22 protein-coding genes are annotated in these 26,482 nt (G+C 33.7%); 15 read left to right on the top strand and 7 right to left on the bottom strand.

Annotated features, from left to right (window positions below; translation table 11 throughout):
* Positions 1 to 80: 80 nt before the first annotated feature.
* A complete protein-coding gene (gene sucC / locus OLM53_RS13715; protein WP_264520788.1) occupies positions 81 to 1,274 on the bottom strand; it encodes an ADP-forming succinate--CoA ligase subunit beta in 1,194 nt (397 codons plus the stop codon).
* A gap of 330 nt (positions 1,275 to 1,604) precedes the next feature.
* On the opposite strand from sucC, the gene gltB reads away from it, so the two are divergent.
* The 4 genes from gltB (at position 1,605) to OLM53_RS13695 (ending at position 8,530) form a co-directional block, all read left to right on the top strand.
* A complete protein-coding gene (gene gltB, locus OLM53_RS13710) occupies positions 1,605 to 6,119 on the top strand; it encodes a glutamate synthase large subunit (RefSeq protein WP_264520787.1) in 4,515 nt (1,504 codons plus the stop codon).
* A 3-nt stretch (positions 6,120 to 6,122) separates the two neighbouring features.
* Positions 6,123 to 7,577, top strand: coding sequence for a glutamate synthase subunit beta (locus OLM53_RS13705; RefSeq protein WP_264520786.1), 1,455 nt, complete (start codon positions 6,123 to 6,125; stop codon positions 7,575 to 7,577).
* Positions 7,578 to 7,644: 67 nt separating this feature from the next.
* Complete coding sequence (locus OLM53_RS13700; RefSeq protein ID WP_264520785.1) at positions 7,645 to 8,106, top strand: hypothetical protein; 462 nt, start codon at positions 7,645 to 7,647, stop codon at positions 8,104 to 8,106.
* A gap of 16 nt (positions 8,107 to 8,122) precedes the next feature.
* The gene (locus OLM53_RS13695) at positions 8,123 to 8,530 is read left to right on the top strand and encodes a hypothetical protein (protein ID WP_264520784.1); all 408 of its coding nucleotides are present in this window, start codon (positions 8,123 to 8,125) and stop codon (positions 8,528 to 8,530) included.
* A gap of 20 nt (positions 8,531 to 8,550) precedes the next feature.
* On the opposite strand, the gene OLM53_RS13690 is transcribed toward OLM53_RS13695, so the two are convergent.
* Complete coding sequence (locus OLM53_RS13690; RefSeq protein WP_319799851.1) at positions 8,551 to 9,285, bottom strand: biotin--[acetyl-CoA-carboxylase] ligase; 735 nt, start codon at positions 9,283 to 9,285, stop codon at positions 8,551 to 8,553.
* 87 nt (positions 9,286 to 9,372) lie between these two features.
* Here OLM53_RS13690 and rsfS point away from each other — a divergent pair, with 87 nt between their 5' ends.
* From rsfS to OLM53_RS13655, 7 genes are all read left to right on the top strand, one after another.
* On the top strand, positions 9,373 to 9,744 hold the full coding sequence (gene rsfS, locus OLM53_RS13685) for a ribosome silencing factor (RefSeq protein WP_264520783.1): 372 nt from the start codon (positions 9,373 to 9,375) through the stop codon (positions 9,742 to 9,744).
* Between the two features lie 17 nt (positions 9,745 to 9,761).
* The gene (gene ftsH / locus OLM53_RS13680) at positions 9,762 to 11,684 is read left to right on the top strand and encodes an ATP-dependent zinc metalloprotease FtsH (protein WP_264520782.1); all 1,923 of its coding nucleotides are present in this window, start codon (positions 9,762 to 9,764) and stop codon (positions 11,682 to 11,684) included.
* Between the two features lie 116 nt (positions 11,685 to 11,800).
* Complete coding sequence (locus OLM53_RS13675; protein ID WP_264520781.1) at positions 11,801 to 12,406, top strand: lactate utilization protein B/C; 606 nt, start codon at positions 11,801 to 11,803, stop codon at positions 12,404 to 12,406.
* Position 12,407: 1 nt separating this feature from the next.
* On the top strand, positions 12,408 to 13,232 hold the full coding sequence (locus OLM53_RS13670) for a phosphatidate cytidylyltransferase (protein ID WP_264520780.1): 825 nt from the start codon (positions 12,408 to 12,410) through the stop codon (positions 13,230 to 13,232).
* Positions 13,222 to 13,875, top strand: coding sequence for a phosphatidylserine decarboxylase family protein (locus OLM53_RS13665; RefSeq protein WP_264520779.1), 654 nt, complete (start codon positions 13,222 to 13,224; stop codon positions 13,873 to 13,875). The genes OLM53_RS13670 and OLM53_RS13665 overlap by 11 nt, the downstream gene beginning before the upstream one ends.
* A 6-nt stretch (positions 13,876 to 13,881) precedes the next feature.
* Positions 13,882 to 14,157, top strand: a complete 276-nt coding sequence (locus OLM53_RS13660) for an acyl-CoA-binding protein (RefSeq protein WP_264520778.1) — start codon at positions 13,882 to 13,884, stop codon at positions 14,155 to 14,157.
* Between the two features lie 4 nt (positions 14,158 to 14,161).
* Entirely contained in the window at positions 14,162 to 14,938 is a 777-nt protein-coding gene (locus tag OLM53_RS13655; RefSeq protein WP_264520777.1) for a superoxide dismutase, read from the top strand.
* Between the two features lie 41 nt (positions 14,939 to 14,979).
* On the opposite strand, the gene OLM53_RS13650 is transcribed toward OLM53_RS13655, so the two are convergent.
* From OLM53_RS13650 to OLM53_RS13640, 3 genes are all read right to left on the bottom strand, one after another.
* Positions 14,980 to 17,019 (bottom strand): M13 family metallopeptidase, encoded by a 2,040-nt coding sequence (locus OLM53_RS13650; RefSeq protein WP_264520776.1) that lies wholly within the window; start codon positions 17,017 to 17,019, stop codon positions 14,980 to 14,982.
* 138 nt (positions 17,020 to 17,157) lie between these two features.
* Positions 17,158 to 17,355, bottom strand: coding sequence for a hypothetical protein (locus tag OLM53_RS13645; protein WP_264520775.1), 198 nt, complete (start codon positions 17,353 to 17,355; stop codon positions 17,158 to 17,160).
* A 94-nt stretch (positions 17,356 to 17,449) separates the two neighbouring features.
* Entirely contained in the window at positions 17,450 to 18,868 is a 1,419-nt protein-coding gene (locus OLM53_RS13640; protein WP_264520774.1) for an MBL fold metallo-hydrolase, read from the bottom strand.
* A 165-nt stretch (positions 18,869 to 19,033) separates the two neighbouring features.
* On the opposite strand from OLM53_RS13640, the gene OLM53_RS13635 reads away from it, so the two are divergent.
* The 4 genes from OLM53_RS13635 (at position 19,034) to OLM53_RS13620 (ending at position 22,694) form a co-directional block, all read left to right on the top strand.
* Complete coding sequence (locus OLM53_RS13635) at positions 19,034 to 20,587, top strand: bifunctional response regulator/alkaline phosphatase family protein (RefSeq protein ID WP_264520773.1); 1,554 nt, start codon at positions 19,034 to 19,036, stop codon at positions 20,585 to 20,587.
* 12 nt (positions 20,588 to 20,599) lie between these two features.
* The gene (tsaE, locus tag OLM53_RS13630) at positions 20,600 to 21,007 is read left to right on the top strand and encodes a tRNA (adenosine(37)-N6)-threonylcarbamoyltransferase complex ATPase subunit type 1 TsaE (protein WP_264520772.1); all 408 of its coding nucleotides are present in this window, start codon (positions 20,600 to 20,602) and stop codon (positions 21,005 to 21,007) included.
* 44 nt (positions 21,008 to 21,051) lie between these two features.
* Positions 21,052 to 22,245, top strand: a complete 1,194-nt coding sequence (locus OLM53_RS13625; protein WP_264520771.1) for an alanine dehydrogenase — start codon at positions 21,052 to 21,054, stop codon at positions 22,243 to 22,245.
* A 68-nt stretch (positions 22,246 to 22,313) separates the two neighbouring features.
* Positions 22,314 to 22,694 carry a DUF4258 domain-containing protein gene (locus tag OLM53_RS13620; protein ID WP_264520770.1) on the top strand — a complete coding sequence of 127 codons (381 nt, stop codon included), beginning with the start codon at positions 22,314 to 22,316 and terminating at the stop codon, positions 22,692 to 22,694.
* Positions 22,695 to 22,727: 33 nt separating this feature from the next.
* Here OLM53_RS13620 and OLM53_RS13615 read toward each other — a convergent pair whose 3' ends face one another.
* Together OLM53_RS13615 and secDF are read right to left on the bottom strand one after the other, a co-directional pair.
* Complete coding sequence (locus OLM53_RS13615) at positions 22,728 to 23,111, bottom strand: hypothetical protein (RefSeq protein ID WP_264520769.1); 384 nt, start codon at positions 23,109 to 23,111, stop codon at positions 22,728 to 22,730.
* A gap of 99 nt (positions 23,112 to 23,210) precedes the next feature.
* Complete coding sequence (gene secDF, locus OLM53_RS13610; RefSeq protein WP_264520768.1) at positions 23,211 to 26,183, bottom strand: protein translocase subunit SecDF; 2,973 nt, start codon at positions 26,181 to 26,183, stop codon at positions 23,211 to 23,213.
* Positions 26,184 to 26,482: the final 299 nt, after the last annotated feature.

Genomic DNA, 26,482 nt, shown 5'->3' with positions numbered 1-26,482 from the left:
TACTTGAAATAGTGTCGAAAAATAATAAAAAATCCCGAGCTTTCACTCAGGATTTTATTTCTATATTGAATTTCAATTTATTAAGATAAAGCCGCTTTAACTTGATCTGCTGCTTCTTGAAATTGTACTGCAGATAAAATTGGCATACCCGAATTATCTATTAGTTCTTTTGCAATTTCAGCATTAGTTCCTTGCAAACGTACAATGATTGGCACTTTTATAGCATCTCCCATATTTTTATAGGCATCAACAACTCCTTGGGCAACACGGTCACAACGAACAATTCCACCAAATATATTAATCAAAATGGCTTTTACATTGGGATCTTTAAGGATAATTCTAAAGGCTGTTTCCACACGTTTTGCATCAGCAGTTCCACCAACGTCAAGGAAATTGGCTGGCTCAAAACCTGCATATTTAATTAAATCCATGGTTGCCATTGCTAATCCTGCTCCGTTAACCATACATCCTACAGTTCCATCAAGATCAACGTAGTTCAAACCAACTTCTTTGGCTTCTACTTCAATTGGATTTTCTTCACGAATATCACGCATGTCTGCGTATTTTGGTTGACGGTATAAAGCATTGTCATCAATATTCACCTTAGCATCAACTGCCATGATTTTGTTATCCGAAGTTTTTAAAACTGGATTAATTTCAAACATAGAAGCATCACAACCGATATAAGCGTTGTATAATGAATCTACAAATTTCACCATTTCTTTAAAAGCATTTCCAGAAAGTCCAAGATTAAAGGCAATTCTACGTGCTTGAAAAGCTTGTAAACCAACAGTTGGATCAATTTCTTCTGTAAAAATTAAATGTGGCGTATGTTCAGCTACTTCTTCTATATCCATTCCACCTTCTGTAGAATACATAATCATATTTCTTGCTTTGGCTCTGTTTAAAAGCACTGACATATAGAACTCAGACGTTTCACTTTCTCCAGGATAATAAACATCTTCAGCAACTAAAACTTTATGCACTCTTTTTCCTTCTGGTGGAGTTTGAGGCGTTTTTAACATCATCCCAATAATTTGTTCTGAAAGTTCTTCCACTTGTTGCAGATTTTTAGCCAATTTTACTCCGCCGCCTTTTCCTCTTCCACCTGCGTGAATTTGAGCTTTAATAACATGCCAGCCCGTTCCTGTTTCGGCCGTTAATTGTTTGGCAGCTGCAACAGCTTCTACTGGACTATTAGCGACGATGCCACGTTGAACGCGAACGCCATAACTTGCTAAAATTTCTTTTCCTTGATATTCGTGTATGTTCATATAAATAAGTTGGTTTGTGAGATGCAAAACTGTCCAAAAACTTCAGAACAGTAAAACGAGTCACAAAAGTAATTAATTAGAATCAAACCAAAAAGAAATGTATATCAAATTAGCTACTTTATTCAAGAAATTAATCTGGTCTAATTTGCTACTACTAATCAAACTCAAAACAGACAAAAAATTGCAGAGAAGCTTTTAAAACAATTCATTTATTGTCAAATTAATAATATTTTATAGTTTACAGCGTAATACTGATAAAAATTGATACAATAGTAAATTTAAGTAAATTATTTTTATCTAAAATATTAATTTAGTAAAAATTTAATACGCATGAAAATAAAAGAACAAGGTCTTTATTTACCAGAATTTGAACATGATAATTGCGGTGCAGGATTTATTTGCAATTTAAATGGAATTAAATCGAATGACATTATTCATAAAGCGCTTGACATTTTAATAAAACTAGAACATCGAGGCGCAGTAAGTTCGGATGGTAGAACTGGGGATGGTGCCGGAATTCTATTTGATATTCCTCATGATTTCTTTAAAAAAGTTTGTTCTTTTGAGATTCCAAAACCTAAAGAATATGCTGTTGGCATGGTCTTTTTACCCAAAAGTGAGAACCAAATTTCCTTTTGCAAAACTGCCTTTGAAACAGCCATTAAGGAACAGAATTTAACTATAATTGGTTGGCGTGATGTTCCTGTTGACAAATCTAATCTTGGAGCAATTGCAGCCGATAAAGAGCCTACTATAAAGCAAGTCTTTGTCAGCAAAAATGGATTACAACTTAACGAACAACAATTCAACGCTAAATTATTTGCTGCCAGAAAAATAGCGGAACATTCTATCATCAATTCTAAAATTTCCGAAAGTCATCGCTTTTATTTCTCAAGCTTTTCTACCACAACTATTATTTATAAAGGACTCTTAATGCCCGAAGATATTAGTCGGTTTTATACTGATTTGCAAGATGATGATTTGGTAACCCGATTAGCATTAGTACATCAAAGATTTTCAACAAATACTTTCCCTTCTTGGGAATTAGCACAACCGTTCCGTTACATGTGTCATAACGGAGAAATCAATACGCTCCGTGGAAACATTAGTCGAATGCGGGCACGTGAAGCGCTTATGAAAAGTGATGTTTTTGGCGATAACATCAAAAAATTATTCCCCATTATTTTAGAAGGAAAATCAGATTCAGCATCCATGGATATGGTTATTGAATTGTTACTAATGACAGGTCGCTCTTTACCAGAAGCCATGATGATGGTAGTTCCCGAAGCTTGGGAAAAACACCAAACTATGTCTGAGGAGAAAAAAGCTTTTTATGAATTCAATGCTTGTATCATGGAACCTTGGGATGGACCAGCTTCAATTCCTTTTACAGATGGGAATGTCATTGGTGCTTTATTGGATAGAAATGGATTACGCCCTTCACGTTACACCCTCACCAAAAGTGGTTTTGTTATCATGTCTTCGGAAATTGGAGTACTCGATATAAAGGCTGAAGATGTATTACAACACGGTCGATTAGAGCCGGGTAAAATGTTTTTGGTAGATATGAATAAAGGACGAATTATTGAAGACGATGAAATAAAAAATGCTATAGTTACTAAACATCCCTATAAAAAATGGTTAGATGAAAATCTACTTCAATTAGCTAAAATTCCATATACTAACAACCCTATTCCCCAAGAAAAGATAGATTTTGAAACTCGACAACGTTTGTTTGGTTATACTATTGAAGACCTTCAAACCATTATAAACCCAATGGGAATTCAGGCAGCAGAAGCTATTAGTTCCATGGGAAATGATACTCCTTTAGCCGTTTTATCCGATCAACCACAACTCCTTTATAATTATTTCAAACAAATGTTTGCTCAAGTAACCAATCCTCCATTGGATGGCATTAGAGAAGAGATTATTACAGATATTAGTCTAGCTATCGGTGGTGATTTTAATATTTTTGATATAGAGCCTAAACATTGCAAGAAACTTAAAATTCAAAACCCAGTTGTATCAAACGAAGATTTAGATAAAATTAGAAATATTCATCACTTAGATTTTAAATCGGTCACTATTTCGACTTTATATGAAATTGAAAAAGGCGTTAACGGATTTGAGCGAGCACTAGAAAAATGCGTTCAAGCTACCTTCAAAGCTGTTGAAGAAGGGTGCAATATTGTAATTCTTTCCGATAGAGGGGTCAATGAAAAAATGATGCCCATTCCGATATTGTTAGCTTGTTCTTATATTCATCATACTTTAAATACGCTTAAAGTACGTTCTAAATTTGGAATAATTATTGAATCTGCAGAACCTCGAGAGCCTCATCATTTTGCGCTATTGTTTGGTTATGGCGCGAGTGCTATCAATCCATACATGGTGAATGAAATTATTTACGACCAAGTTAAAAAAGGATTTATTCCTGATATCAAAGCAGATTATGCCATCAAGAATTACAACAAAGCCATTGCAAAAGGAATTTTAAAAATTATGAATAAGATTGGGATTTCTACTTTGCATTCCTATCGAGCTGCTCAAATTTTTGAAATTTTGGGATTGAATAAAACGGTTACTTCAAAATATTTCCCAAATACTCCTTCAAGAATAGAAGGAATTGGATTGATGGAAATTGAAAAAGAAATCAAAAAAAGATATCAAAAAGCGTTTCCAAATTCAAAAATTGCCAATTTATTACCTTTAGAAATTGGTGGTATTTATCGTTGGAGAAGGACAGGTGAAAAGCATATGTTTAACCCAACTACTATTGCCAAACTCCAACAAGCCGTTCGTTTAAACAGTCCTGAGAGTTATAAAGAATACTCCAAAACAGTTAACGAACAAAGTGAAAATCTAATGACTATTAGAGGTTTGTTTGAATTTAATAACCTCGACCCCATTCCTATTGACGAAGTAGAATCTTGGACCGAAATTGTAAAAAAATTCAAGACGGGTGCCATGTCTTATGGCTCCATCAGTCAAGAAGCTCATGAAAACTTAGCTATTGCTATGAACCGAATTGGTGGAAAAAGTAATTCTGGCGAAGGGGGAGAAGATTCCAAACGCTTTCAAAAAGACCTTAATGGTGATTCTAAAAACAGTGCCATTAAGCAAGTGGCTTCGGGCAGATTTGGAGTTTCCATCAATTATTTGACCAATGCTAAAGAGATACAAATCAAAATGGCCCAAGGGGCAAAACCAGGAGAAGGAGGTCAATTACCGGGAGAAAAAGTAGTGCCTTGGATTGCTGAAACTCGGAACTCCACTCCATATGTAGGTTTGATTTCTCCTCCTCCACATCACGATATTTATTCGATTGAAGATTTATCACAACTCATTTTTGATTTGAAAAACGCTAATCGGGAAGCTCGCATTAATGTTAAGTTAGTTTCAGAAGTTGGTGTTGGGACAATTGCTGCTGGTGTTGCCAAAGCAAAAGCGGATGTGATTCTAATTTCTGGTCATGATGGAGGAACTGGAGCTGCTCCACTAACTTCTTTACAACACACCGGAATTCCATGGGAACTAGGTTTGGCAGAAGCTCAACAAACTCTAATCTTGAATGATTTAAGAAGTCGAGTAGTTTTAGAATGTGATGGACAATTAAAAACGGGGCGTGATGTAGCTATAGCTGCCTTGCTAGGTGCCGAAGAATTTGGATTTGCAACAGCACCATTAGTAGCTTCTGGTTGCATTATGATGCGCGCTTGTCACTTGAACACTTGTCCGGTTGGTATTGCCACACAAGATCCTGAACTCAGAAAAAACTTCAAAGGAACGCCCGAGCATATCATCAATTTTATGTATTTCATTGCCGAAGAATTAAGAGAAATCATGGCACAATTGGGATACAGAACACTCAAAGAAATGGTAGGGCAATCCCAAAAATTGAATGTCAATAAAGCGATTCAACATTATAAAGCCAGTGGATTGGATTTATCACCCATTTTATACAAACCCGAAAAAGCCAAAGAAGTCCCTAATCACAATACCACTTCTCAAGATCATCATTTAGATCACGTCCTCGATTTTGAAATTATAAAAGCAACCATCCCTTCCATATACAGAAAAGAGAAAACCAGAATTAATTTTAAAATAAAAAATACCGACCGTTCAGTTGGTGCTATTTTAAGTAATGAAATTTCTAAAATTTATGGTGCCCAAGGTTTACCAGAAGATACCATCTTAATTGACTTTGAAGGCTCTGCTGGACAAAGTTTTGGTGCATTTGCCACGAATGGATTGTCGCTTAAAATTCATGGAAACTGTAATGATTATTTAGGCAAAGGACTTTCAGGAGGTAAATTAATCATTAAGGTCCCTGAAACTGCAACATTTAAACCAGAAGAGAATATTATCATCGGCAATGTAGCACTTTATGGAGCCATCACTGGGGAAGCCTATATTAATGGAATGGCGGGTGAACGTTTTTGTGTTAGAAATTCAGGAGCAACAGCTGTTGTAGAAGGCATTGGTGACCATGGTTGCGAATATATGACTGGCGGAACTGTCGTGGTTCTAGGGAAAACAGGAAGGAATTTTGCAGCAGGAATGAGTGGTGGCGTAGCTTATGTTTTTGACCCCAATAAATTATTCGAAAATGGATTATGCAATATGGAAATGGTAGCACTTGAAACTTTGGAAAATGAAGATTTTACTCTACTTAGAAGCTTGATAAAAAATCATTTTTTATACACCAATAGTCCATTAGCAAAAAGAATTTTAGATGATTGGGAAAACCAACAAAACCATTTTATCAAAGTGATGCCAACAGATTATAAAAAAGCATTAAAAAGATTGTCAGAAGAAAAACAAATAGCCGCATTAATAGCTTAAGTTATGGGGAAGATAGGAGGATTTAAAGAATTTGGAAGAACGGACGAGAGCAATCTACCCGTAAAAGAACGTGTTGCGAATTACAAGGAAATTACGATTCCTTTAGATAAAACTAAAATCAAACAACAAGGTTCGAGATGCATGGATTGTGGAATCCCATTTTGTCATAGTGCTTGCCCATTAGGAAATTTAATTCCCGACTTTAATGACATGGTTCATCAAGAAGAATGGCAAAGTGCTCTAACTATTTTACAAGCTACCAATAATTTTCCTGAATTTACTGGAAGATTATGTCCTGCCCCTTGCGAAAAATCGTGCGTTTTAGGAATTATTAGCGAACCCATTGCAATAGAAAACATCGAAAAAAATATCGTTGAAAGAGGATTTGCCGAAGGTTGGATTAAACCACAAATTCCTGAAATTAGAACCGGAAAAAAAGTAGCAGTTATAGGCTCCGGCCCTGCAGGATTAGCAGCTGCGCAACAATTAAATCGAGCTGGACATTGGGTAACCGTTTTTGAAAGAGATAACGCTATTGGTGGTTTATTGCGTTATGGCATTCCAAATTTTAAATTAGAAAAAGCTATTATTGATCGGAGAATTGCCATTTTAGAAGCAGAAGGTATCATTTTTAAAACCGATGTAAATGTAGGAGTGAATTTCAGTGTTGAACAATTAGAAACTTTTGATTCCATAGTTCTTTGTGGTGGCGCAACAGATAGCAGAAGCTTGCCGACTAAAGGAATTGAAAGTAAAGGTGTGGTGCAAGCCATGACTTTTTTAACACAACAAACCAAAATCTTGTATGGAGAAACAATTCCAAATCAAATAACTGCTAAGGGTAAAAATGTTATTGTAATTGGAGGTGGTGATACAGGTTCCGATTGTGTGGGAACAGCTAACAGACAAGAAGCCAAATCTGTAACCAATTTTGAAATTTTACCTAAACCACCAGAGTTCAGAAGTGAAACTACTCCTTGGCCCTTTTGGCCTTTGCAATTAAAAACTTCCACTTCTCATGAGGAAGGCTGTAATAGAAATTGGTTGATTAACACCAAAGAGTTCATTGCCAATGAAAAAGGAGAATTAATAGGCTTAAAAACGGTTGAAGTAGCTTGGAAAATGGTCCCTGGTGAAAGACCAGAATTGATTGAAAAAGAAGATTCTGAAAAAATTTGGCCATGTGATTTGGCATTATTAGCTCTAGGATTTACAGGCCCAGAGAAAACACTAAGCAAACAATTAGGCATTGAAATAGATAATCGAAATAATTATAAAGCTACAAAATACCAAACGAATGTCCCTCATATTTTTACTGCTGGAGATATGAGACGTGGACAATCACTAATTGTTTGGGCAATATCAGAAGGTAGAGAAGCTGCGCGTGAAGTAGATTTATATTTGATGGGCTACACTAATTTGCCAACTAAAGGAACTGGAGATTTGCCAACGTTATAAAAATTGTTTTTTTAACAAGTACGCAACCTTTCTTAACAAAAAGTATCATTAAGCAAACCAATAAACCATGAAAAAAATCTGTTTTTTACTATTTTTTGTTTTTCTCTTGAATGCTTGTTCTAGTAGTTCTTCACAACAAAGTCAATTAGTAATTGGAACTATTTCTAACAATAGTGAATATAAAGGTGGTGCTAATCCACCTCAAGAAATTTTAGATGCATTAGCTATTTACAACCCCTCAGCAAATCAAACATTTTATATTCGAAATGCTTTAAACTATACTCCCTTTACTCCCATTATTAGCACAATTACAACAGACAACAATGGCAGTTATTCCACTTCATTACCCGTTGGTTCCTATGCTATTATTAGTCAAGAAAAATATGATTTTGAACAAAATCCTTTAGCAGATGCAAACTGTAGTTATCTTCAGGTACCAGATTTTACTTTAACTATTGTCGCAAACCAAGTCAACTATAACAGTCAATATACCGATAAAGTCAATTACTGTCTGGCACTTCCACAATAATATAAATCCATAAACTATGAAAAAGCTAATTTCATTTTTTGGTGTTTTTTTCCTCTTCTTATTTGTGAGTTGCAATTCTAATTCGAACGCTACTACTGATCCTATTCAAGGACAATGGAAACTAGTTAATGTAAGTGGCACTTTTGCTGGTATAAATAATAACTTTACTGTAGGAATGATAACTTGGGATTTCAATCCAATTACACAAACCGTAACGGTAACAAACAATAACACAGATCCCAATTTATGGGATGTTTTAGAAACCGGTGTTTACCCTTATCATTTTGTAAATAATCCTGAATCACCATGTGGTCAAAGCATTGACATCAATGGAAGTGCGTATGGTTGTTATTCTATCTCCAACAATACTTTAGTAATAGATCAATCTATAGCCGACGGATTCGCAATTAGATTGGAAAGATAGTTGCTTCCTTTTTAAATATTTTAATATAACATTTTGATTTCTTTGATTTCAAAATGAGCAATACTGTCATCTTCTAATAGTATTTCTAATTTACCTTCATTACTTACTTTCTTAATAATACCCATGAATTGCTTCCCTGTTTTATCTTCAAAAGCAGACGGGTAATTTATTTTATATAAATTTTGATGATAACAATCCCATAATGAAGCTTGATTTTGCTCAAGTTGTAGCAAATTATCTTCTAAAGATTCTCTTATCAGTAGTGCTATTTTTTCTGTTGAATAGTTATCTCCTGTAACACACTTAAGCGAAGTCGCTTGAGGGAGATGTTCAAAATTAGTTTGATTTAAGTTTAATCCAATACCAACGACAGCCGTAATATTTCCATCCGTTTTAAATGTATTTTCAATTAATATGCCTCCCAGTTTTTTAGAATCTGCCATAATGTCGTTGGGCCATTTTATTTTGCATTGCTGAATTTTAAAAAATTGTAAAACTTTTAAAACAGATACGGCTACTGTAACATTAAGATCAAATATGGTATGATTCGTCAATTTAAAATCAGAAATCAAGATACTCATAGTGAGGTTTTTACCTGGCTCAGAAACCCATTTTGCTCCCATTTGTCCTTTTCCTTTTGTTTGTTCTTCGGCCATGACAATAGTGAAATTTTCTAATGTAGAAACTTTACTCAATTGCTTCAAATAGTCGTTAGTAGAATCTATGGCATTGAGTTTGATAAAGGGTATGGACATGTAATAAATATTAACGAATTTTAAACTTTTGTTGAGCAAAAATAAAGACAAAAAGTAATACATTTGCAAAACATACATAAATAGTAAATGACGAAAAAATCGGTAAGCAGTGATGTCCTTTTGGCAAACATTATAAAAGGCATTGAAGAAGTAAAAGGAAATGATATCGACATCCTCGATTTAAGAGCTATAGATACAGCGGTTTGTGATTATTTTATAATCTGTAACGGAAATTCCAACACACAAGTTAATGCTATAGTTAACTCCATTCAAAAACTAGTTTCTAAAGAATTAAAAGATAAACCTTGGCACGTTGAAGGAACGGATAATGCGGAATGGGTATTAATGGACTATGTAAACATAGTAGTTCATGTATTTCAAAAGCAAATTCGTGAGTTTTACAACATTGAAGGGTTATGGGGTGATGCTAAAATCACAACAATTGAAAATAAATATTAAAAGTTCCAATATAAAAAATGGCTAGCGAAAAAAAACCTACTGGTTTCAAATTAAGTCCTTGGTGGATTTATGGAATCCTTATTGCCGTATTTGTGCTTCTAAACTACATTGGTGGTGCGGGATTTCAGGATACAACAAAAATATCTTATTCTAAATTTAATGAGCTTTTAGATAAAGGGCAAATTGAAAAAGTTGTCATTTACAACAAAGTCGAGGGCGAAGCTTATCTTACTAAAGCCGCATTGGCAGATAAAGCCAATAAAAATGTGGCTAAAGATATGTTAGGAAACCTTAACAAAGGGCCTCACTACTCTTTTGATATTGGTAATGATGAAGTTTTCCAAAATAATATTGAAAAAGCTAAAACGGAAGGAAAAATTAAAGATTTTGACTTTAAAGCCAAAAGCAATTGGTCCGAACTATTAATCAGCATTTTACCAATCGTAGTAATTATTGGGCTTTGGATATTGATTATGAGAAGAATGTCAGGTGGTGCTGGCGGCGGTGGCGGAGGTCAAATCTTTAACATCGGAAAATCTAGAGCAAAACTTTTTGATGAAAACTCGGAAGTCAAAACAACTTTTAAAGATGTTGCTGGATTAGAAGGAGCCAAAGAGGAAGTACAAGAAATTGTTGAGTTCCTCAGAAATCCAGATAAATATACTGTTTTAGGGGGAAAAATTCCAAAAGGAGCCCTTTTAGTTGGACCTCCAGGAACAGGAAAAACATTATTAGCTAAGGCCGTTGCTGGTGAAGCAAAAGTTCCTTTCTTCTCTTTATCAGGTTCTGATTTTGTGGAAATGTTTGTAGGTGTTGGAGCTTCTCGTGTTAGAGATTTATTCAAACAAGCCAAAGACAAATCTCCTGCCATTATTTTTATTGATGAAATTGATGCTGTAGGACGTGCTCGTGGTAAAAATAATTTCTCTGGTTCTAACGACGAACGTGAAAATACTTTAAACCAATTGTTGACTGAAATGGATGGTTTTGGTACTAATACTCACGTTATCGTTTTGGCAGCAACCAATAGAGCTGACGTATTAGACAAAGCCTTAATGCGAGCAGGAAGATTTGACCGTCAAATTTATGTTGACTTACCAGACATTCGCGAACGTAAAGAGATTTTTGAAGTACACTTAAAACCTTTGAAAAAAGTAGAAGATTTAGATGTAGATTTTCTAGCCAAACAAACTCCAGGCTTCTCTGGTGCTGATATTGCTAACGTTTGTAACGAGGCTGCTTTAATAGCTGCTAGAAACAATAAAACAGCTGTAGACAAGCAAGACTTCTTAGATGCCGTTGACCGAATAGTTGGTGGATTAGAAAAGAAAAATAAAATCGTTACTACTGATGAAAAACGCGCTATTGCTGTTCACGAAGCTGGACATGCTACAGTAAGTTGGATGCTAGAACACGCTGCCCCATTAGTAAAAGTAACTATAGTTCCAAGAGGTCAAAGTTTAGGCGCTGCTTGGTATTTACCTGAAGAACGCTTGATTGTTCGTCCAGAACAAATGCTTGATGAAATGTGTGCGACTATGGGTGGAAGAGCTGCTGAGAAAGTAATGTTCAATAAAATCTCAACAGGCGCCTTAAGTGACTTAGAAAAAGTTACTAAACAAGCTCGTGCGATGGTTACCATTTATGGTTTGAATGACAAATTAGGCAATGTAACTTATTATGATTCATCAGGGCAAAGTGAATACAATTTCTCAAAACCTTATTCTGAAGAAACAGCTCAAACTATTGATAAAGAAATTTCTAATTTGATAGAAAATGAGTACCAAAGAGCCATTAAAATATTAGAAGAAAACAAAGATAAATTAGAACAACTGTCGAATATTTTAATTGAGAAAGAAGTTATTTTCAAGGATGATTTAGAAACCATTTTTGGAAAAAGACCCTTCGATATCCCAGCTGAAGAAACCGATATAGTTTAAGACTAAAAGTTTTTTAACATTTTTTTAAAATCTTAATTCAAAACAAGCTTTTGAATTAAGATTTTTTTATCTTTGAAGAATTCCTAATACCTAATTAAGATTATATAAATACAAGCATGAGTCTTTTCAGAAAAATTTTTGGCACTGGTAATGATGCATCTGACGAGGAAAGTCAAAGCGAATTCAATAATACCCCTTCAAGCTTTTCTTTACTTCCTGTTGACGAGAAGTTTACCTATAATTTCAAAAAAAATGGAGGTAAGTTTTTGTATTGTGAAAACTTAAGCGAAGTAAAAGACCAATTCCTAAATATTTTGGAAGAGAATGATTGGTTTGAATGTGAAGCTTTATGTTATGAACCAAAGCTTTTTAGCATGTTGGATGAAAACAAATTAACCTACGACAAACCTACCAACCCAAAATTTTTATTTGCCAGCTGTGAAAACTTAATTGCCGATGAAGGTTCAGTACTTTTTTCATCCAATCAAATCAAGCAAAACAAACCGAACGACTTACCTATAAACATCATAATCCTAGCCACTACAAGTCAAATTTTAGAAGCAAAAAGTGATGGTCTTCGCGTTATTAAAAAGAAATACGACAAAGATTATCCAACCAATATTACGACCATAAAATATTTTGAAAAAGCAAAAGACGAAGACTTTCTTCAATATGGAAGTACGGCCAAAAACTTATATCTCCTGCTTCTAGAAGATTTATAAAATGAACGAATCGCTAAAGAGATTATTATCTGGTGTAGTATATGTTGCACTACTTTTAATTGCAACTTCTTACTCCGTTACTAGTTTTTATATTCTCTTCGGGGTGTTTATGCTAATTGCCATTTATGAGTTCTGTCAGTTGGTCAATTTGAATAAAATACTACCGCTTCTTTTTGGCGCCTTCATCTATTATTTAGCCACACAGTTTAAAACTACTCAATTCAATGATGTTTTACTTTTATTAGCGACGCTATTTGTTTCTGTAAAATGTTTGCATCTTCTTTTTGTGTCAAAAAAAGGAAAGATTGATAAACTATCAAAATACATATATGTCATTGGCTATGTCATTTTTCCATTCATTCTAATAACCAAAATTCCATTTGGAATAAAAGGATTCAATCCAAAAATTATCATTAGTATTTTTATTCTAATCTGGACGAATGATACTTTTGCTTATATTGTTGGGAAATCAATAGGAAAGCATAAGTTGTTGGAAAAAATATCTCCCAAAAAGACTATAGAAGGATTTATAGGTGGCATTCTTTTTTCAGTAATCGCTGGAATTTTGATTTCTAAATTTTATATTCAACCCAAACCTAATCACCATTTTATTTCACTATTCATTTGGACCATAAGCGCTGTAATTATTAGTGTTTTTAGTACTTTGGGCGATTTAATCGAATCTAAATTTAAAAGAATTGCTGGTGTAAAAGATAGCGGAAATATAATGCCCGGTCATGGCGGTGTTTTGGATCGCCTAGATAGTATTATATTTGTAGCACCATTTGTTTATTTGTTTTATCAAATTTTATATTATGTTTCATAAAGAAGGCGGAAAAATTATTTTAATAGCAACTTCAGTAACTGTGGTAATTTTTCTTTTATCACATCAATTAACCTCTATTCTTTGGTTAGAAAAAGCGATTCAAATTGCAACTTTAGTTTTTCTACTATTGATTTTACAGTTTTTTAGAAATCCAAATAGAAGAATAGAAGCCAATGATAATATCGTTACAGCTCCAGTAGATGGAAAAGTGGTGGTAATTGAAGAAGTATTTGAAGAAGAATATTTCAAAGACAAACGTTTGCAAGTTTCTATTTTTATGTCTCCTATAAATGTACATGTTACCCGTTATCCTGTTAGTGGAAAAGTTAAATATAGTAAATACCATCCAGGTAAATATTTAGTAGCATGGCATCCAAAAGCTAGTACTGAAAATGAAAGAACTACTATTGTAATTGAAAATAGAATCTTTGGAGAAATTTTGTATCGTCAAATTGCTGGGGCTTTAGCAAGAAGAATAGTAAATTACGCTGAAGAAGGGATGCAAGTGCGTCAAGGCGATGATGCTGGTTTTATTAAATTTGGTTCAAGAGTAGACATTTATTTTCCATTAGGAACTAAAATAGAAGTATCACTCCAACAAAATGCAGTTGGAAATCAAACTGTTATTGCTATAAAAGAATAATCATACATGAGTGAAAAAGAATTAGATATTCGATTTCAAGAAGCTGTAGCTATAGCTTCTAATATGTCGCAATCATCCCTTCCACAAGATGTGCAATTGCGCTTGTATGCTTATTATAAACAAGCTACATTTGGTACTATTGATTATAATCATTCAGCTGATTTTGATTTGAGAAATGCTTTTAAAACCAATGCTTGGATGCAGATAAGTCATCTATCGATTGACGAAGCTAAAGAATTATATATAGAAGCTATTCATGCTATTGTGAAAAATACCAAATAGAATTATGAAAAAGATTTTTTCAATTGTTTTATGTTGCTCCTTTATTTTCTTTTTACCTGCATGTAAAAGAAAGAAATTGACAGAGGTTGTTGAAGTTCCATTACCTTCCGCCGAAGAAAAAGTTACCATCGGACAACCTGATGATGTAACTGCTGAGGAAGGTCAATTTGCATTAACCAAACTACCTTATGAATATAATGCGCTATCGCCAAGTATTGACATCCTTACTATGGAAGTTCACTATTCTAAACATTATTTAACCTACACAAACAATCTCAATAAATTAGTTGCTGCGGATGCCACATTGACCGATTTGACTATTGAAGACATCTTAAAAAAAGCGGATGGCACTAATGCCGATTTAAAAAATAATGCTGGCGGTTACTATAATCATGGATTTTTTTGGGAAGGAATGGGACCAAAATCGGGTGGAGAACCTAAGGATACTTTAGCCACTGTAATCACAAAAGACTTTGGTAGTTTTGAGAATTTTAAAACTCAATTTGCTGATGCTGCTGAAAAACAATTTGGTTCAGGTTGGGCATGGTTAGTTTTAGACAAAACTGGAAAATTACAAGTTACTAGTACACCCAATCAAGACAATCCTTTAATGCCAAAACAAATCGTTTCAGGTACTCCTTTATTAAATCTTGATGTATGGGAACACGCTTATTATTTAGACTATCAATACAAACGTAAAAGATATATTGAGAATTTCTTTAAAATCATCAATTGGAAGAAAGTTTCCGAAAGATATGAAGAAGCTATTGCTAAGAAATAAAAAAAATCCCTATCGTATGTTAGGGATTTTTTGTTTAAGCTTTACCAAATGACAACTCTGTCTTTTTCTGGCAAATACATTTTGTTGTTTGGTTTCACATTGAATGCTTTATAGAACTCTGCAATATTCATCAAAGGCCCGATAATTCTGAATTGTGCTGGCGAGTGAACATCAGACATAATTTGTCTTGCTACAGATTCATCTTTGGCTTGCACCATCCAGGCATATCCGTAAGACAAAAAGTATCTTTGCTCTGGTGTCAAGTTGCTAATTTTTTCTTTGTTTTTGAATTGCGCTGTTTTTTTGAAAGCTTCATAACCCATCACAACGCCTCCTAAATCCGCTATATTTTCTCCTTGTGTAGCATCGCCATTAATAAACTTTCCCTTAAGCGGTTCAAACTTGTTAAATTGTGCTACAATAGCTTTTGTTTTTTGAGTGAACTTTTCTTTGTCTTCTTTTGTCCACCAATCTCTCAAATTTCCTTTATCATCATACTGACTCCCTTGATCGTCAAAGCCATGTGTTATTTCATGACCAAATGTAGAACCACCAATAATACCATATAAAATAGCATCATCCGGCATTCTTCCTTCAAAACCTGGCACTAAAATATTACAGGCAGGAACACAAATTTCGTTGTTACTTGGATTATAATAAGCATTATACGTTTGCGGGAACATTCCCCATTCGGTTCTATCAACTGGTTTCCCATATTTGTTTATCATATAATTATAGGCCCATTTATTGACCGCCATGACGTTGTTACAATATGTATTTCTATTAATAACCACACTACTCATATCTTTCCATTTATCAGGATACCCAACTTTCATAACGATTTTACTCAATTTGAAAAGTGCTTTTTTCTTTGTCTCCTCACTCATCCAATCCAATTTCTTGATATGCTCAGCATAAACATCTCGAATGTTATTTCCTATTTCTAATAGTTTTTCTTTAGAACCTTCTGGTAAATAATCTTTAACATATACTTGCCCAATTAATTCTCCCAAAGAACCGTCAGTTTGTTCTACTATTCTTTTCCATCTTGGTTTTTGCTCTTTCACACCATTCATGACAGTCGAATAAAAAGCAAAATTTTGCTTCTCAATAGCATTATTTAAGTATGCAGCATAAGTATTTACCAAATCCCATTTCAAATACGTTTTCCAATCCTCAATAGCATAAGTAGCGACTATTTTATCCAATCCTTTGTAGAATTCTGGTTGACCAACAATAACCGTATCCGCTTTGGTAATGCCTAATTGTGGTAGTACATTTTCCCATGCTATCGATGGTGTTGATGCTTTAAATTGGGCTAAAGTCATTTTGTTATAATTCTTAATAGGATCACGAAGTGCTTCTAGCTTTCTGCTATTCTTAGCCAAATCGGTTTCCAATTTCATAATAGTTGTAGCAGCATTTTTGGCTTTAGCAGCGTCATCTCCTGTCAATTCCATAATCGCTTGAATATGCTTTACGTATTCTGTTCTGATTTTTACTGTTTCTGGGTCTGTATTAAAATAATAATCTCTTTCCCCTAATCCTAATCCACCTTGACTGAAAAATAAAGCATTTTTGGAACTTATTTTATCATCTTGACCCACTCCAAAAGAAAAGGCTGAACCCACTCCCATAGTATGTAGATGCCCTATAGTATTCATTAAGGTTGGAATATCGCTTATCGCTTGAATTTTTGCAAATTCCATAGCCAATGGTTTTAATCCTGCTTTTTCAATAGACAAAGTATCCATTCCTGAAGCATAAAAATCACCTATCTTTTGCTCATTACTTCCTTTAACGGCATCTGTATTTTTAGCCGATTTTTCACAAATGCTTTTTATTTGATTATTAATGGTATCTGCAATGGTTCTGAAAATACCATTACTGTTTTCACTATTTGGAATAGGATGTTTTTTAAACCAACCCCCGTTAGCATAATGAAAAAAATCATCACCTGGAACTACTGTTGTATCCCTGTTGGTAATTAAGGGGTCTTCATATTGAATTTCTTTTTTGTTACAGCTTACAATAAGCAGAGCCGAAAATAGGCAAAGAGTAAGTTTGGTATTAAATTGCATAAGTTTATAATTTTGATTACGAATAGGTCTAAAAAAATTAAAAAAGTTACCAAATGTATGTTATTATGTTGAAGATTACTTAAAACCAAAAAAAAGTGCTTGAATTTTCAAGCACTTTTTTCATAAAAGAAAAATAAATTATTTTTTTTCTTCTGCTTTTTTAGCAGCACAACAAGATTTTTTTTCTCCTGCAGCACACATTTTCTTTTCACCAGCAGCACATGTTTTTTCTGTTTTAGCTACTTCTTTCTTTTTTTCTTTTGGCTTTTCTTGTGCATTAACATTCATAGAGAATAAAAATGCCACCACTGCCATCATTGAAATTACTTTTTTCATTTTTATAAATTTAAATTAATATTGACTTCAACAGTTCCTCAAATGTAATTAATATTACAAATGTCAGATACACTTTAACATTCTTTTGACTATGCTATAATAATGTTGTCGGACAAACATAGTCTGAAATTGGAGTTGCTGTTATTTTGATTTCGTTGAACCCTCCTACTACATCTGCAAAATTTTCAAATCCTCTTTGTTTTAATATAGAAGCTGCAATCATACTACGATATCCACCCAAACAATGAATTACAAAAAATTGGTCTCTTGGGAATGCATCCAAATAATTATTGATTTCATTTAAAGGAACATTTTGAGCCCCAACAATATGCTCTGACTGAAATTCGCTTCGCTTTCTAACATCAAAAATGGGCACTTTATGAATTTCTTCCAAAATAACTAAATCCTCTGCGGTGATTCTATCTATAGTATCGATTTCTTTATTGACATTCTTCCAGGTCTGAAAACCCCCATCCAAATAGCCAATGCAATAATCATAACCTACTCTTGACAATCGAATAATAGTTTCTTGAACTTTCTCATTATCATCTGCTACGATTAAAATCTGTTGTTTCAAATCGGGGATTAATTCCCCAACCCACATAGCAAAATTACTTTCCAATCCAATATTGATACTATTGGGAATAAACCCTTTACAAAATTCTGATGCTTTACGGGTGTCCAAAATTAAAGCTTGCGTTTCATTAGCAACAAGTTCAAAAGTTTTGGCATCAAATGGTTTCTGACCCCGAAGCATAACGGCATCCAAACTTTCATAGCCTTGAATATTCATTAAAACATTCTTAGGAAAATATGCTGGAGGAGTATTCAGCCCAGTCAATATGGCCAATACAAATTCGTCTTCTGTGAATTGTGGATTTAAAGCATAATTCGTTCTTTTTTGATTTCCTAAAGTATCTGTGATTTCTTTACTCATCATTTTACCACAAGCACTTCCTGCTCCATGATTTGGATAAACAATCAAGTCATCTGCAAGAGGCATGATTTTTTCTCTTAAAGAGTGGAATAATAATCGAGCTAATTTATCTTGTGTTAAATCTGCAATAACATGTTGTGCCAAGTCTGGTCTTCCAACATCTCCAATAAACAAAGTATCTCCTGTTATAATTCCAAACTCTTTCCCCTCTTCATTTATCAATAAATAACAAGTGCTTTCCATAGTATGTCCCGGAGTATGAATGGCTTTTACCTTGCACTTCCCGACCTCAAAAATCTGATTATTTTTGGCAATCAAAGCTTCAAAATTGGGTTTTGCTGTTGGTCCGTAAACAATGGTAGCCTTTTCCTTTGAAGCTAAATCTAAATGTCCCGAGACAAAATCGGCATGAAAATGAGTTTCAAAAACATATTTTATTTTGGCAATATCTTTCCTAGCTCTGTCAATGTAGGGTTGGACTTCTCTCAAAGGGTCAAAAATAGCGGCTTCCCCATCACTTTCTAAATAATAGGCTACATGAGCCAAACATCCGGTATAAATTTGTTCGATTTTCATGTTTCTTCTTTTCTTCAAAAGTATCACTTCCCATTTCATATAAAAATGATAATTATCAGTTGATAGTATTGTGTTTATCTAAATCAAAAAACTTTTTCAGTTTTATAATAATTTTAATAATACTGCGTTTTATAAATAGTAATTTGCAACCAAACAATAACGATTATGGATACGATAAAAATTCTGTGGGTAGATGATGAAATTGATTTACTTAAACCACACATTTTATTCCTTGAAAAGAAAAATTATAAGGTAACTACTTTTAATAATGGTCGGGATGCTGTTGATGCTTTTGAAGATGGCAATTTTGACATAGTCTTTCTTGATGAGAACATGCCTGGAATGAGCGGTTTGGAAACACTTTCAGAAATGAAAGAAAAAAAATCATCCACACCGATGATTATGATTACCAAAAGTGAGGAAGAATATATCATGGAAGAAGCCATAGGTTCTAAAATAGCCGACTATTTGATAAAACCTGTGAATCCAAATCAAATATTACTAAGTTTAAAGAAAAACCTAGACCATTCAAGATTAATTTCAGAAAAAACAACCTTAGATTATCAAAAAGAATTCCGAAAAATTGCTATGGAAATGGCCATGGTAAACAGCTATGAAGATTGGGTAGAATTATATAAAAAATTACTTTTTTGGGAATTGGAATTAGAAAACATTAACGATCAAAGTATGTTTGAAATTCTAGAAAGCCAAAAAGTAGAAGCCAATTCGCAGTTTGGAAAATTCATTGAACGTAATTACGAAGATTGGTTTGAACCGAAAGCTGATAGACCCATTCAATCTCATACCTTGTTCAGAGAATTAGTTGTTCCCGAATTGGTTAAAAAAGATAAACCTGTCCTTTTTGTAGTTATAGATAATCTTCGTTACGACCAATGGAAAGCTATTGAAGGTGTCGTTAGCAATCATTATAAACTTGAAAAAGAAGTCCCATATTACGCTAGTTTACCAACTGCAACACAATATGCTCGAAATTCTATTTTCTCTGGTTTAACACCATTAGAAATGGAAAAGCAGTTCCCGCAATATTGGAAAAATGATGTCGAAGATGGCGGAAAAAATCTTTATGAAGCCGAGTTTCTTACTGCTCATTTAAAACGATTAGGTTTAAATATCAAACAAGATTATTTTAAAATTACCAATTTAACCAGTGGTAAAAAATTAGCTGAAAACTTCAAAGGATTAAAAGACAACCAATTGGTAACCGTCGTTTATAATTTTGTGGATATGCTTTCACATGCCAAAACAGAAATGGATGTGGTAAAAGAATTAGCTTCAGATGATAAAGCCTATCGTTCCCTGACACTAAGTTGGTTTAAAAACTCTCCTTTATTAGAAATTATTCAACAAGCCCAAAAATTAGGATTCAAATTAATCATCACTACTGACCACGGAACAATCAATGTAAAAAACCCTTCAAAAGTGATTGGCGATAAAAACACTAGTTTAAATCTGCGTTATAAAACCGGAAGAAGTTTGACTTATGAAGATAAGGAAGTATACGCTGTAAAAGATCCTAAAAAAATTGGTTTGCCAACCATCAATATGAGTAGTTCTTATATTTTTGCAAAGAATGATTTTTTCTTGGCTTATGTCAACAATTATAATCACTACGTTAGTTACTATAGAAATACCTATCAACATGGCGGAATTTCATTAGAAGAAATGATAGTGCCGTTTTTAGTTTTTAATCCAAAATAGTTTATTAGACCTATGGAAATCATTTTTTCATTAGATGAAATTCAAGAAGTAGCTCAAAAAATCATCGCCGAAAACCCAAATAAAGTAATGCTTTTTCATGGCAATATGGGTGTTGGAAAAACAACATTAATAAAGGCTTTGGCAAAACAACTTGGAGTTCAAGATGCTACAAGTAGTCCAACTTTTTCGTTAGTAAACGAATACAAAACCAATGATAATCAATGGGTGTATCATTTTGATATGTACCGATTAAAATCGGAGACCGAAGCCTTAGATATGGGTGTTGACGATTATTTATTTTCAGGAAATTGGTGCCTTATCGAATGGGCAGAAAAAATTCCGAATTTACTTCCTGATGATTTTTCGGTGGCTAAATTAACGCAAACCATCGACGGTAAAAGACATTTAACATTGAGCTAATTGAATAAATTTTTGTAATTTGGTGCAAAATTCAATTGTGCAGTATGGCTATTACCCCTTTCACAAAGCAACAGCTTTTACCTCAAGAGGAAAAATTAGAAGTATATCGTCATAAAAGCGAGCTCTTCATAGGAATACCCAAAGAAACTTCTTATCAAGAAAGACGTATTTGCTTAACTCCCGATGCAGTTAATTCACTGACTTCTCACGGTCATAAAGTAATGATTGAATCGGGTGCTGGATTAAGTTCAAGCTATACCGACAAAGAATTCAGCGATGCTGGAGCAACGATTACTAAAGATGCCAAAAAAGTTTTAAGTTGCCCCATGATACTCAAGGTCGAACCTTTAACCATGGAGGAAATTGCCTTAGTCAATAGCAATACCATTGTCATTTCTGCCATTCAATTAAAGACTCGAAAAAAAGAATATTTCGAAGCTTTAGCCAAGAAAAAAATAACGGCTCTAGCTTTTGAATACATCAAAGATGAAGACGGTTCCTATCCTGCTGTGAAATCATTAAGCGAAATCGCAGGAACGGCCTCAGTATTAATTGCAGCCGAATTAATGATTAACAACGAATTCGGAAAAGGATTATTACTAGGCAATATCACTGGAGTTCCCCCTACCGATGTAGTGATTCTTGGCGCTGGAACTGCTGGAGAATTTGCCGCAAAAACTGCTTTAGGCTTAGGAGCCAATGTAAAAGTTTTTGACAACTCCATCACCAAACTACGTCGTTTACAAAATAATTTAAATCAAAGAATATTTACTTCTACTATTCAGCCAAAATCATTGTTAAAAGCTTTGCGAAGATGTGATGTGGCGATTGGAGCTTTGCGAGGTAAAGAACGTTGCCCAGTTGTTGTTACTGAGACGATGGTAGAACACATGAAAAAAGGAGCTGTAATTGTTGATATTAGTATTGATACTGGAGGTTGTTTTGAAACTTCGGAAGTAACAACTCACGAAAATCCAACTTTTATCAAAAATAACATTATTCATTATTGCGTCCCGAATATCCCTTCTCGATATTCCAAAACGGCTTCGCTTTCTATTAGCAATATTATCACACCTTACCTTCTTCAAATTGCTGAAGATGGTGGTTTAGAGAGTGCTATCCGTTGTAATAAAGGGTTGAAAAATGGAGTCTATCTCTATCATGGAATTTTAACCAACAAAGCGATTGGCGATTGGTTCAATTTACCAGATAATGATATTAATTTGATTGTTTTTTAATAATAAACTTCCCTTAAAAATGTATTGGATATAGAACATTGATTACTTTTGCCAAAAATTAATCTACTATGAAGTTTTACCAACGTTTCGCCTACTACTTAGTAGGTTTAGTTATGGGCTGTTTTTTTGTTGCTGTTGTATTCAGCGGAAAAGACACACGTTGCAATTATTTTCCCAATGCCCGAGTTTTAAATGACTTAAGAACTAAGCCGTTCCTTTATGATATTGAAGCCTCGCGAAGACTTTCAGAAGATTGGGTAGATACACTTGACATCAAAAACACCTTGACTAATGGTGATGTTGATTTTGATAAAAGCAATATCAAAGAAGAAGGAGGTAAACTCTATGTCATCTATGGCAAAACCAGAAAAGGAAAAGAAATCACCTTAGAAGTTATCAATTACCCTGACAAAGCCGTATTGAGAAATATAATCAAGAAAGATAAATAATAAAAAAGCCGAACAATTAGTTCGGTTTTTTTATTATACTGGCGTTACATTTTTGAAATTATAACTAATAGTCAAAATAGCGACCACTAAAAATGGAATAGTAGAACCTAATATTTTGATATTTAAGCTCATAACTCCAATCACAAACATAAATCCTAATAATAAGGTCAAAGCGACAATACCTATAAAAGTAAGTGTTCTTTTAGTTGTGGACTGAAAAAGGGTAATTAACAATAGTAATTGTCCCAAAAAAGGAAGCAATACAAAAGGATGAAGTACTGTACTTGGATGTGTAAACATTTTTGAAAATAGTTCCATTTCAACTTGAAATAGAAATAAATGATTTGATTTCCCCCACTCTAAATAACCTATCAGCGAGGTAAGAATCAATAGTAGATTTAAAATTTTACTTTTCATTTTTAAAGAATATTTATTTACCATCTCTTGTAACAAATTTAACAAAAAAAGGGTTGCCACACTGACAACCCTTTTTCAAATATATATAAACTAAGTAACTTAGTTACCGTGTCTTTTTTCAATATCTTCAATAGCTTCTTTGCTCATGGTATCCACTAAAACTGGTGTTGCTATGAATAACGATGAATAAGTTCCTACGATAATACCAATCAACATAGCGAAGATAAATCCTCTGATTGATTCTCCACCAAAAATGAACATGATTAATAATACCATAATCATCGTTAACGAAGTATTTAATGTTCTTGATAACGTAGTATTAATAGAAGCATTTACCACATCTTTAAAGTGTCCTTTTCTGTCTCCAGCTAAGAACTCTCTAATTCTGTCAAATACAATTACGGTATCATTCATAGAGTATCCAATTACTGTTAAGATAGCTGCGATAAAGTGCTGATCCATTTCCATGTGGAAAGGCATGAACTTGTAACAAATAGAATAAATACCTAATACAAAGATAACGTCATGGACTACTGCAGCTAATGCTCCAAGAGAATACTGCCATTTACGGAAGGAAATTACAAGATATAAACCAACTACTAACATAGCTCCTAAAACCGCCCAGAATGAGTTAGTCTTAATATCGGCAGAAATCGCAGCTCCTACTTTAGAAGCTTGCAATACTCCTACTTGTTTTCCGTCATAAGTATTGATGAATTTATCATAAGTCATATTAGCGTTGAAATATTTTTTCAAGCCATTGTATAATTTTTCATTAACTTCTTTATCAACTCCTACTCCATCTTCTTTAATTTTGTATTTTGTTGTAATTTTTAATTGGTCATCTTCACCAAATACTTTAGCCTCAACCCCTGTTTTAAATTCAGCTGATAATTCATCTGATACTTGAGTAGGTTCTACTGGTTTTTCAAATTTCACTTGGAACGTTCTTCCTCCAACAAAATCAACACCTTCGTCTAAACCATTAACATAAAATGAAACACAACTTCCAATAATAACAATAGAGGAAATTAAATATGACCATTTTTTAATTCCAATGAAATCAAAATGGAAACCTGTAAACCAATTTTTAGTTAAGTTAGTTGTAAATGTTAAGTTAGCATTTTTCGCGATATCTCTATCAATAAACATTCTTGCGATGAAGATAGAAGTAAATAACGAAGTGAAAATACCAATTAATAAAGTAGTTGCAAATCCTTGGATTGGACCAGTACCGAAGATGAATAAAATAGCTCCAGTTAAAACGTGAGTAACGTTTGCATCAATGATAGAACGCATAGCTCCTTTCCAACCGTAAGATGCTTTTACTGCATCAGCTAATGACTTCCCATCCCTTAGCTCTTCTTTTGCCCTTTCATAGATGATGATGTTCGCATCTACTGCTGTACCTAATGTTAACACGATACCTGCAATACCTGGTAAAGTTAAAACCGCACCTAAACTTGCTAAGATTCCGAATAAGAAAAGTAAGTTCACTAAAAGCGCAACGTTAGCATACCAACCCGCTCTTCCGTAATAGAACACCATCCATAAACATACTAATAAGAATCCAACAATAGACGATGTTGTACCTGCATCAATAGCTTTTTGACCTAAAGAAGGTCCAACTACTTCAGATTGTACAATCTCGGCAGCAGCAGGTAATTTACCAGCTCTTAATACGTTGGCTAAATCTTTAGTTTCAGCAATATCAAAGTTTCCAGAGATTTCAGATCTACCTCCAGAAATTGGACCTGAAGTAACTCCAGGTGCAGAATACACAATGTTATCTAAAGCAATAGCGATATAGCTTTTTTGAGTGTAAGCTCTTCCTGTTAATTCTTCCCAAACTCTTGCACCTTGTCCGTTCATTTGCATAGAAACGGCTGGTTTACCCATTTGGTCAAACGTATCCATAGCATCTACAATAACACCACCACTTAACGGCGCTACATTGTCTCTGTTACCTTTTAAAGCATACAAACCAACAGTTTCTGTTTCTTTTTTGGTTTTTTCATCTACTTTAACTTCTGGTTTTCCCCAAACAAATTTAGCGTAACGTTTGTCTGCTGGTAATAAGTTGTGAATCTCTGGTCTTTTTAAATAACCGTTGATTACAGCAGTATCTTTTGGCGAAGCAATAACTAAGATTGGTCCTCCACCTTGAGAAATGAATTTATCAAATAAAGGGTTTTTTCCTTTTTTTGTAGCCGTTGAATCTTTGTCTTTGTCTGTTAACAATTTAGTCAATGAATCTGCAGGTTTTGCAGCAGCTACTTTCTCATCCGTTTTAACGGTTGCTTTCAAAGCCTCGTTAGCCGAACCTAAGAAGCCCATTAATTCTTCTGCTTTATAAGTTTCCCAGAACTCTAATTGAGCGGTACTTTGTAATAATTTTTTAATACGGTCAACATCTTTAGCTCCTGGTAATTCTACCAAGATTCTTCCTGTTTGACCTAATTTAGCTATATTTGGTTGAGTTACCCCAAACTTATCGATACGTTTTCTTAATACACCAAAGGCAGATTCTACTGACTCATCAACTTTTTTACCCAAGACTTTTTTCACTTGAGCATCTGTCATTTTGAAATCAATTTCTCCTTGTAAATTTCTATTCGCAAAAATACTAGGATCTGCTAATTTCACAGTCCCTCTTGACTCATTATCAAAAGCAATATAAAAAGCATCTAAGTAACTTTGATTCCCCACTCTGTCTCTAGTTGCATCTTCTAACGCTTTATTGAAAACTGGGTTTTTAGAGTAATTAGACAATCCTTTCAATACATCTTTTACAGATATTTGTAGAATAACGTTAATTCCTCCTTCAAGGTCAAGACCTTTATTGATTTGTTTATCTTTTACTTCATTGTAATTAAAATCGGTAAACCCTAAACTGAAAACTTTTTCTTTTCCAATAGAGTCAAGATATTTAATTTCTTTTTCAGGATGTCCTCCTGCAAAAGCCTTGGCATCATTTTTTACCTTGTTGGCCACAAATGTGAATGAAAGTTGGTAGATACTTACCAATGCAAATAGTATTGCGAAAAATTTAACTAGTCCTTTATTCTGCATTATTACTAAAAATTAATTAATTCTTTGGTTTAATATTATTGGTTTTTAAAAGCAAAAAACTCCTGAAATACAAGGGCTTAGACTATAATCCTTTGTATTTACAAGGTTTCGGCTTTTTTTGAAACGTGCAAATATATAATTCTAAGTGTGATTAACCAATATTTTATCGATTAATATCAAAAAAAATAGGGTGAAAATTGTAGTTTTTTTGAGTCTCAAATTATAATCTTTTTATTTATGCTGATAAACCGTTTAGTTTATGCCTATAAACTGAATGATTTATGCCTATAAACCGTTTT

The sequence above is a fragment of the Flavobacterium sp. N1994 genome, assembly GCF_025947145.1.
GTDB lineage: Bacteria > Bacteroidota > Bacteroidia > Flavobacteriales > Flavobacteriaceae > Flavobacterium.
Note: the sequence above shows the minus strand (reverse complement) of the source record. Positions and strands in the feature narration are given on the sequence as shown.

Coding starts and splice junctions, on each gene's coding strand:
- OLM53_RS13635 (WP_264520773.1), top strand. CDS start 19,034: ATGGATACGATAAAAATTCTGTGGGTAGATGATGAAATTGATTTACTT.
- OLM53_RS13660 (WP_264520778.1), top strand. CDS start 13,882: ATGAGTGAAAAAGAATTAGATATTCGATTTCAAGAAGCTGTAGCTATA.
- OLM53_RS13665 (WP_264520779.1), top strand. CDS start 13,222: ATGTTTCATAAAGAAGGCGGAAAAATTATTTTAATAGCAACTTCAGTA.
- rsfS (WP_264520783.1), top strand. CDS start 9,373: ATGACGAAAAAATCGGTAAGCAGTGATGTCCTTTTGGCAAACATTATA.
- OLM53_RS13640 (WP_264520774.1), bottom strand. CDS start 18,868: ATGAAAATCGAACAAATTTATACCGGATGTTTGGCTCATGTAGCCTAT.
- OLM53_RS13645 (WP_264520775.1), bottom strand. CDS start 17,355: ATGAAAAAAGTAATTTCAATGATGGCAGTGGTGGCATTTTTATTCTCT.
- OLM53_RS13615 (WP_264520769.1), bottom strand. CDS start 23,111: ATGAAAAGTAAAATTTTAAATCTACTATTGATTCTTACCTCGCTGATA.
- OLM53_RS13700 (WP_264520785.1), top strand. CDS start 7,645: ATGAAAAAAATCTGTTTTTTACTATTTTTTGTTTTTCTCTTGAATGCT.
- OLM53_RS13650 (WP_264520776.1), bottom strand. CDS start 17,019: ATGCAATTTAATACCAAACTTACTCTTTGCCTATTTTCGGCTCTGCTT.
- ftsH (WP_264520782.1), top strand. CDS start 9,762: ATGGCTAGCGAAAAAAAACCTACTGGTTTCAAATTAAGTCCTTGGTGG.
- OLM53_RS13620 (WP_264520770.1), top strand. CDS start 22,314: ATGAAGTTTTACCAACGTTTCGCCTACTACTTAGTAGGTTTAGTTATG.
- OLM53_RS13675 (WP_264520781.1), top strand. CDS start 11,801: ATGAGTCTTTTCAGAAAAATTTTTGGCACTGGTAATGATGCATCTGAC.
- secDF (WP_264520768.1), bottom strand. CDS start 26,183: ATGCAGAATAAAGGACTAGTTAAATTTTTCGCAATACTATTTGCATTG.
- OLM53_RS13625 (WP_264520771.1), top strand. CDS start 21,052: ATGGCTATTACCCCTTTCACAAAGCAACAGCTTTTACCTCAAGAGGAA.
- OLM53_RS13670 (WP_264520780.1), top strand. CDS start 12,408: ATGAACGAATCGCTAAAGAGATTATTATCTGGTGTAGTATATGTTGCA.
- gltB (WP_264520787.1), top strand. CDS start 1,605: ATGAAAATAAAAGAACAAGGTCTTTATTTACCAGAATTTGAACATGAT.
- OLM53_RS13705 (WP_264520786.1), top strand. CDS start 6,123: ATGGGGAAGATAGGAGGATTTAAAGAATTTGGAAGAACGGACGAGAGC.
- sucC (WP_264520788.1), bottom strand. CDS start 1,274: ATGAACATACACGAATATCAAGGAAAAGAAATTTTAGCAAGTTATGGC.
- OLM53_RS13655 (WP_264520777.1), top strand. CDS start 14,162: ATGAAAAAGATTTTTTCAATTGTTTTATGTTGCTCCTTTATTTTCTTT.
- OLM53_RS13690 (WP_319799851.1), bottom strand. CDS start 9,285: ATGTCCATACCCTTTATCAAACTCAATGCCATAGATTCTACTAACGAC.
- OLM53_RS13695 (WP_264520784.1), top strand. CDS start 8,123: ATGAAAAAGCTAATTTCATTTTTTGGTGTTTTTTTCCTCTTCTTATTT.
- tsaE (WP_264520772.1), top strand. CDS start 20,600: ATGGAAATCATTTTTTCATTAGATGAAATTCAAGAAGTAGCTCAAAAA.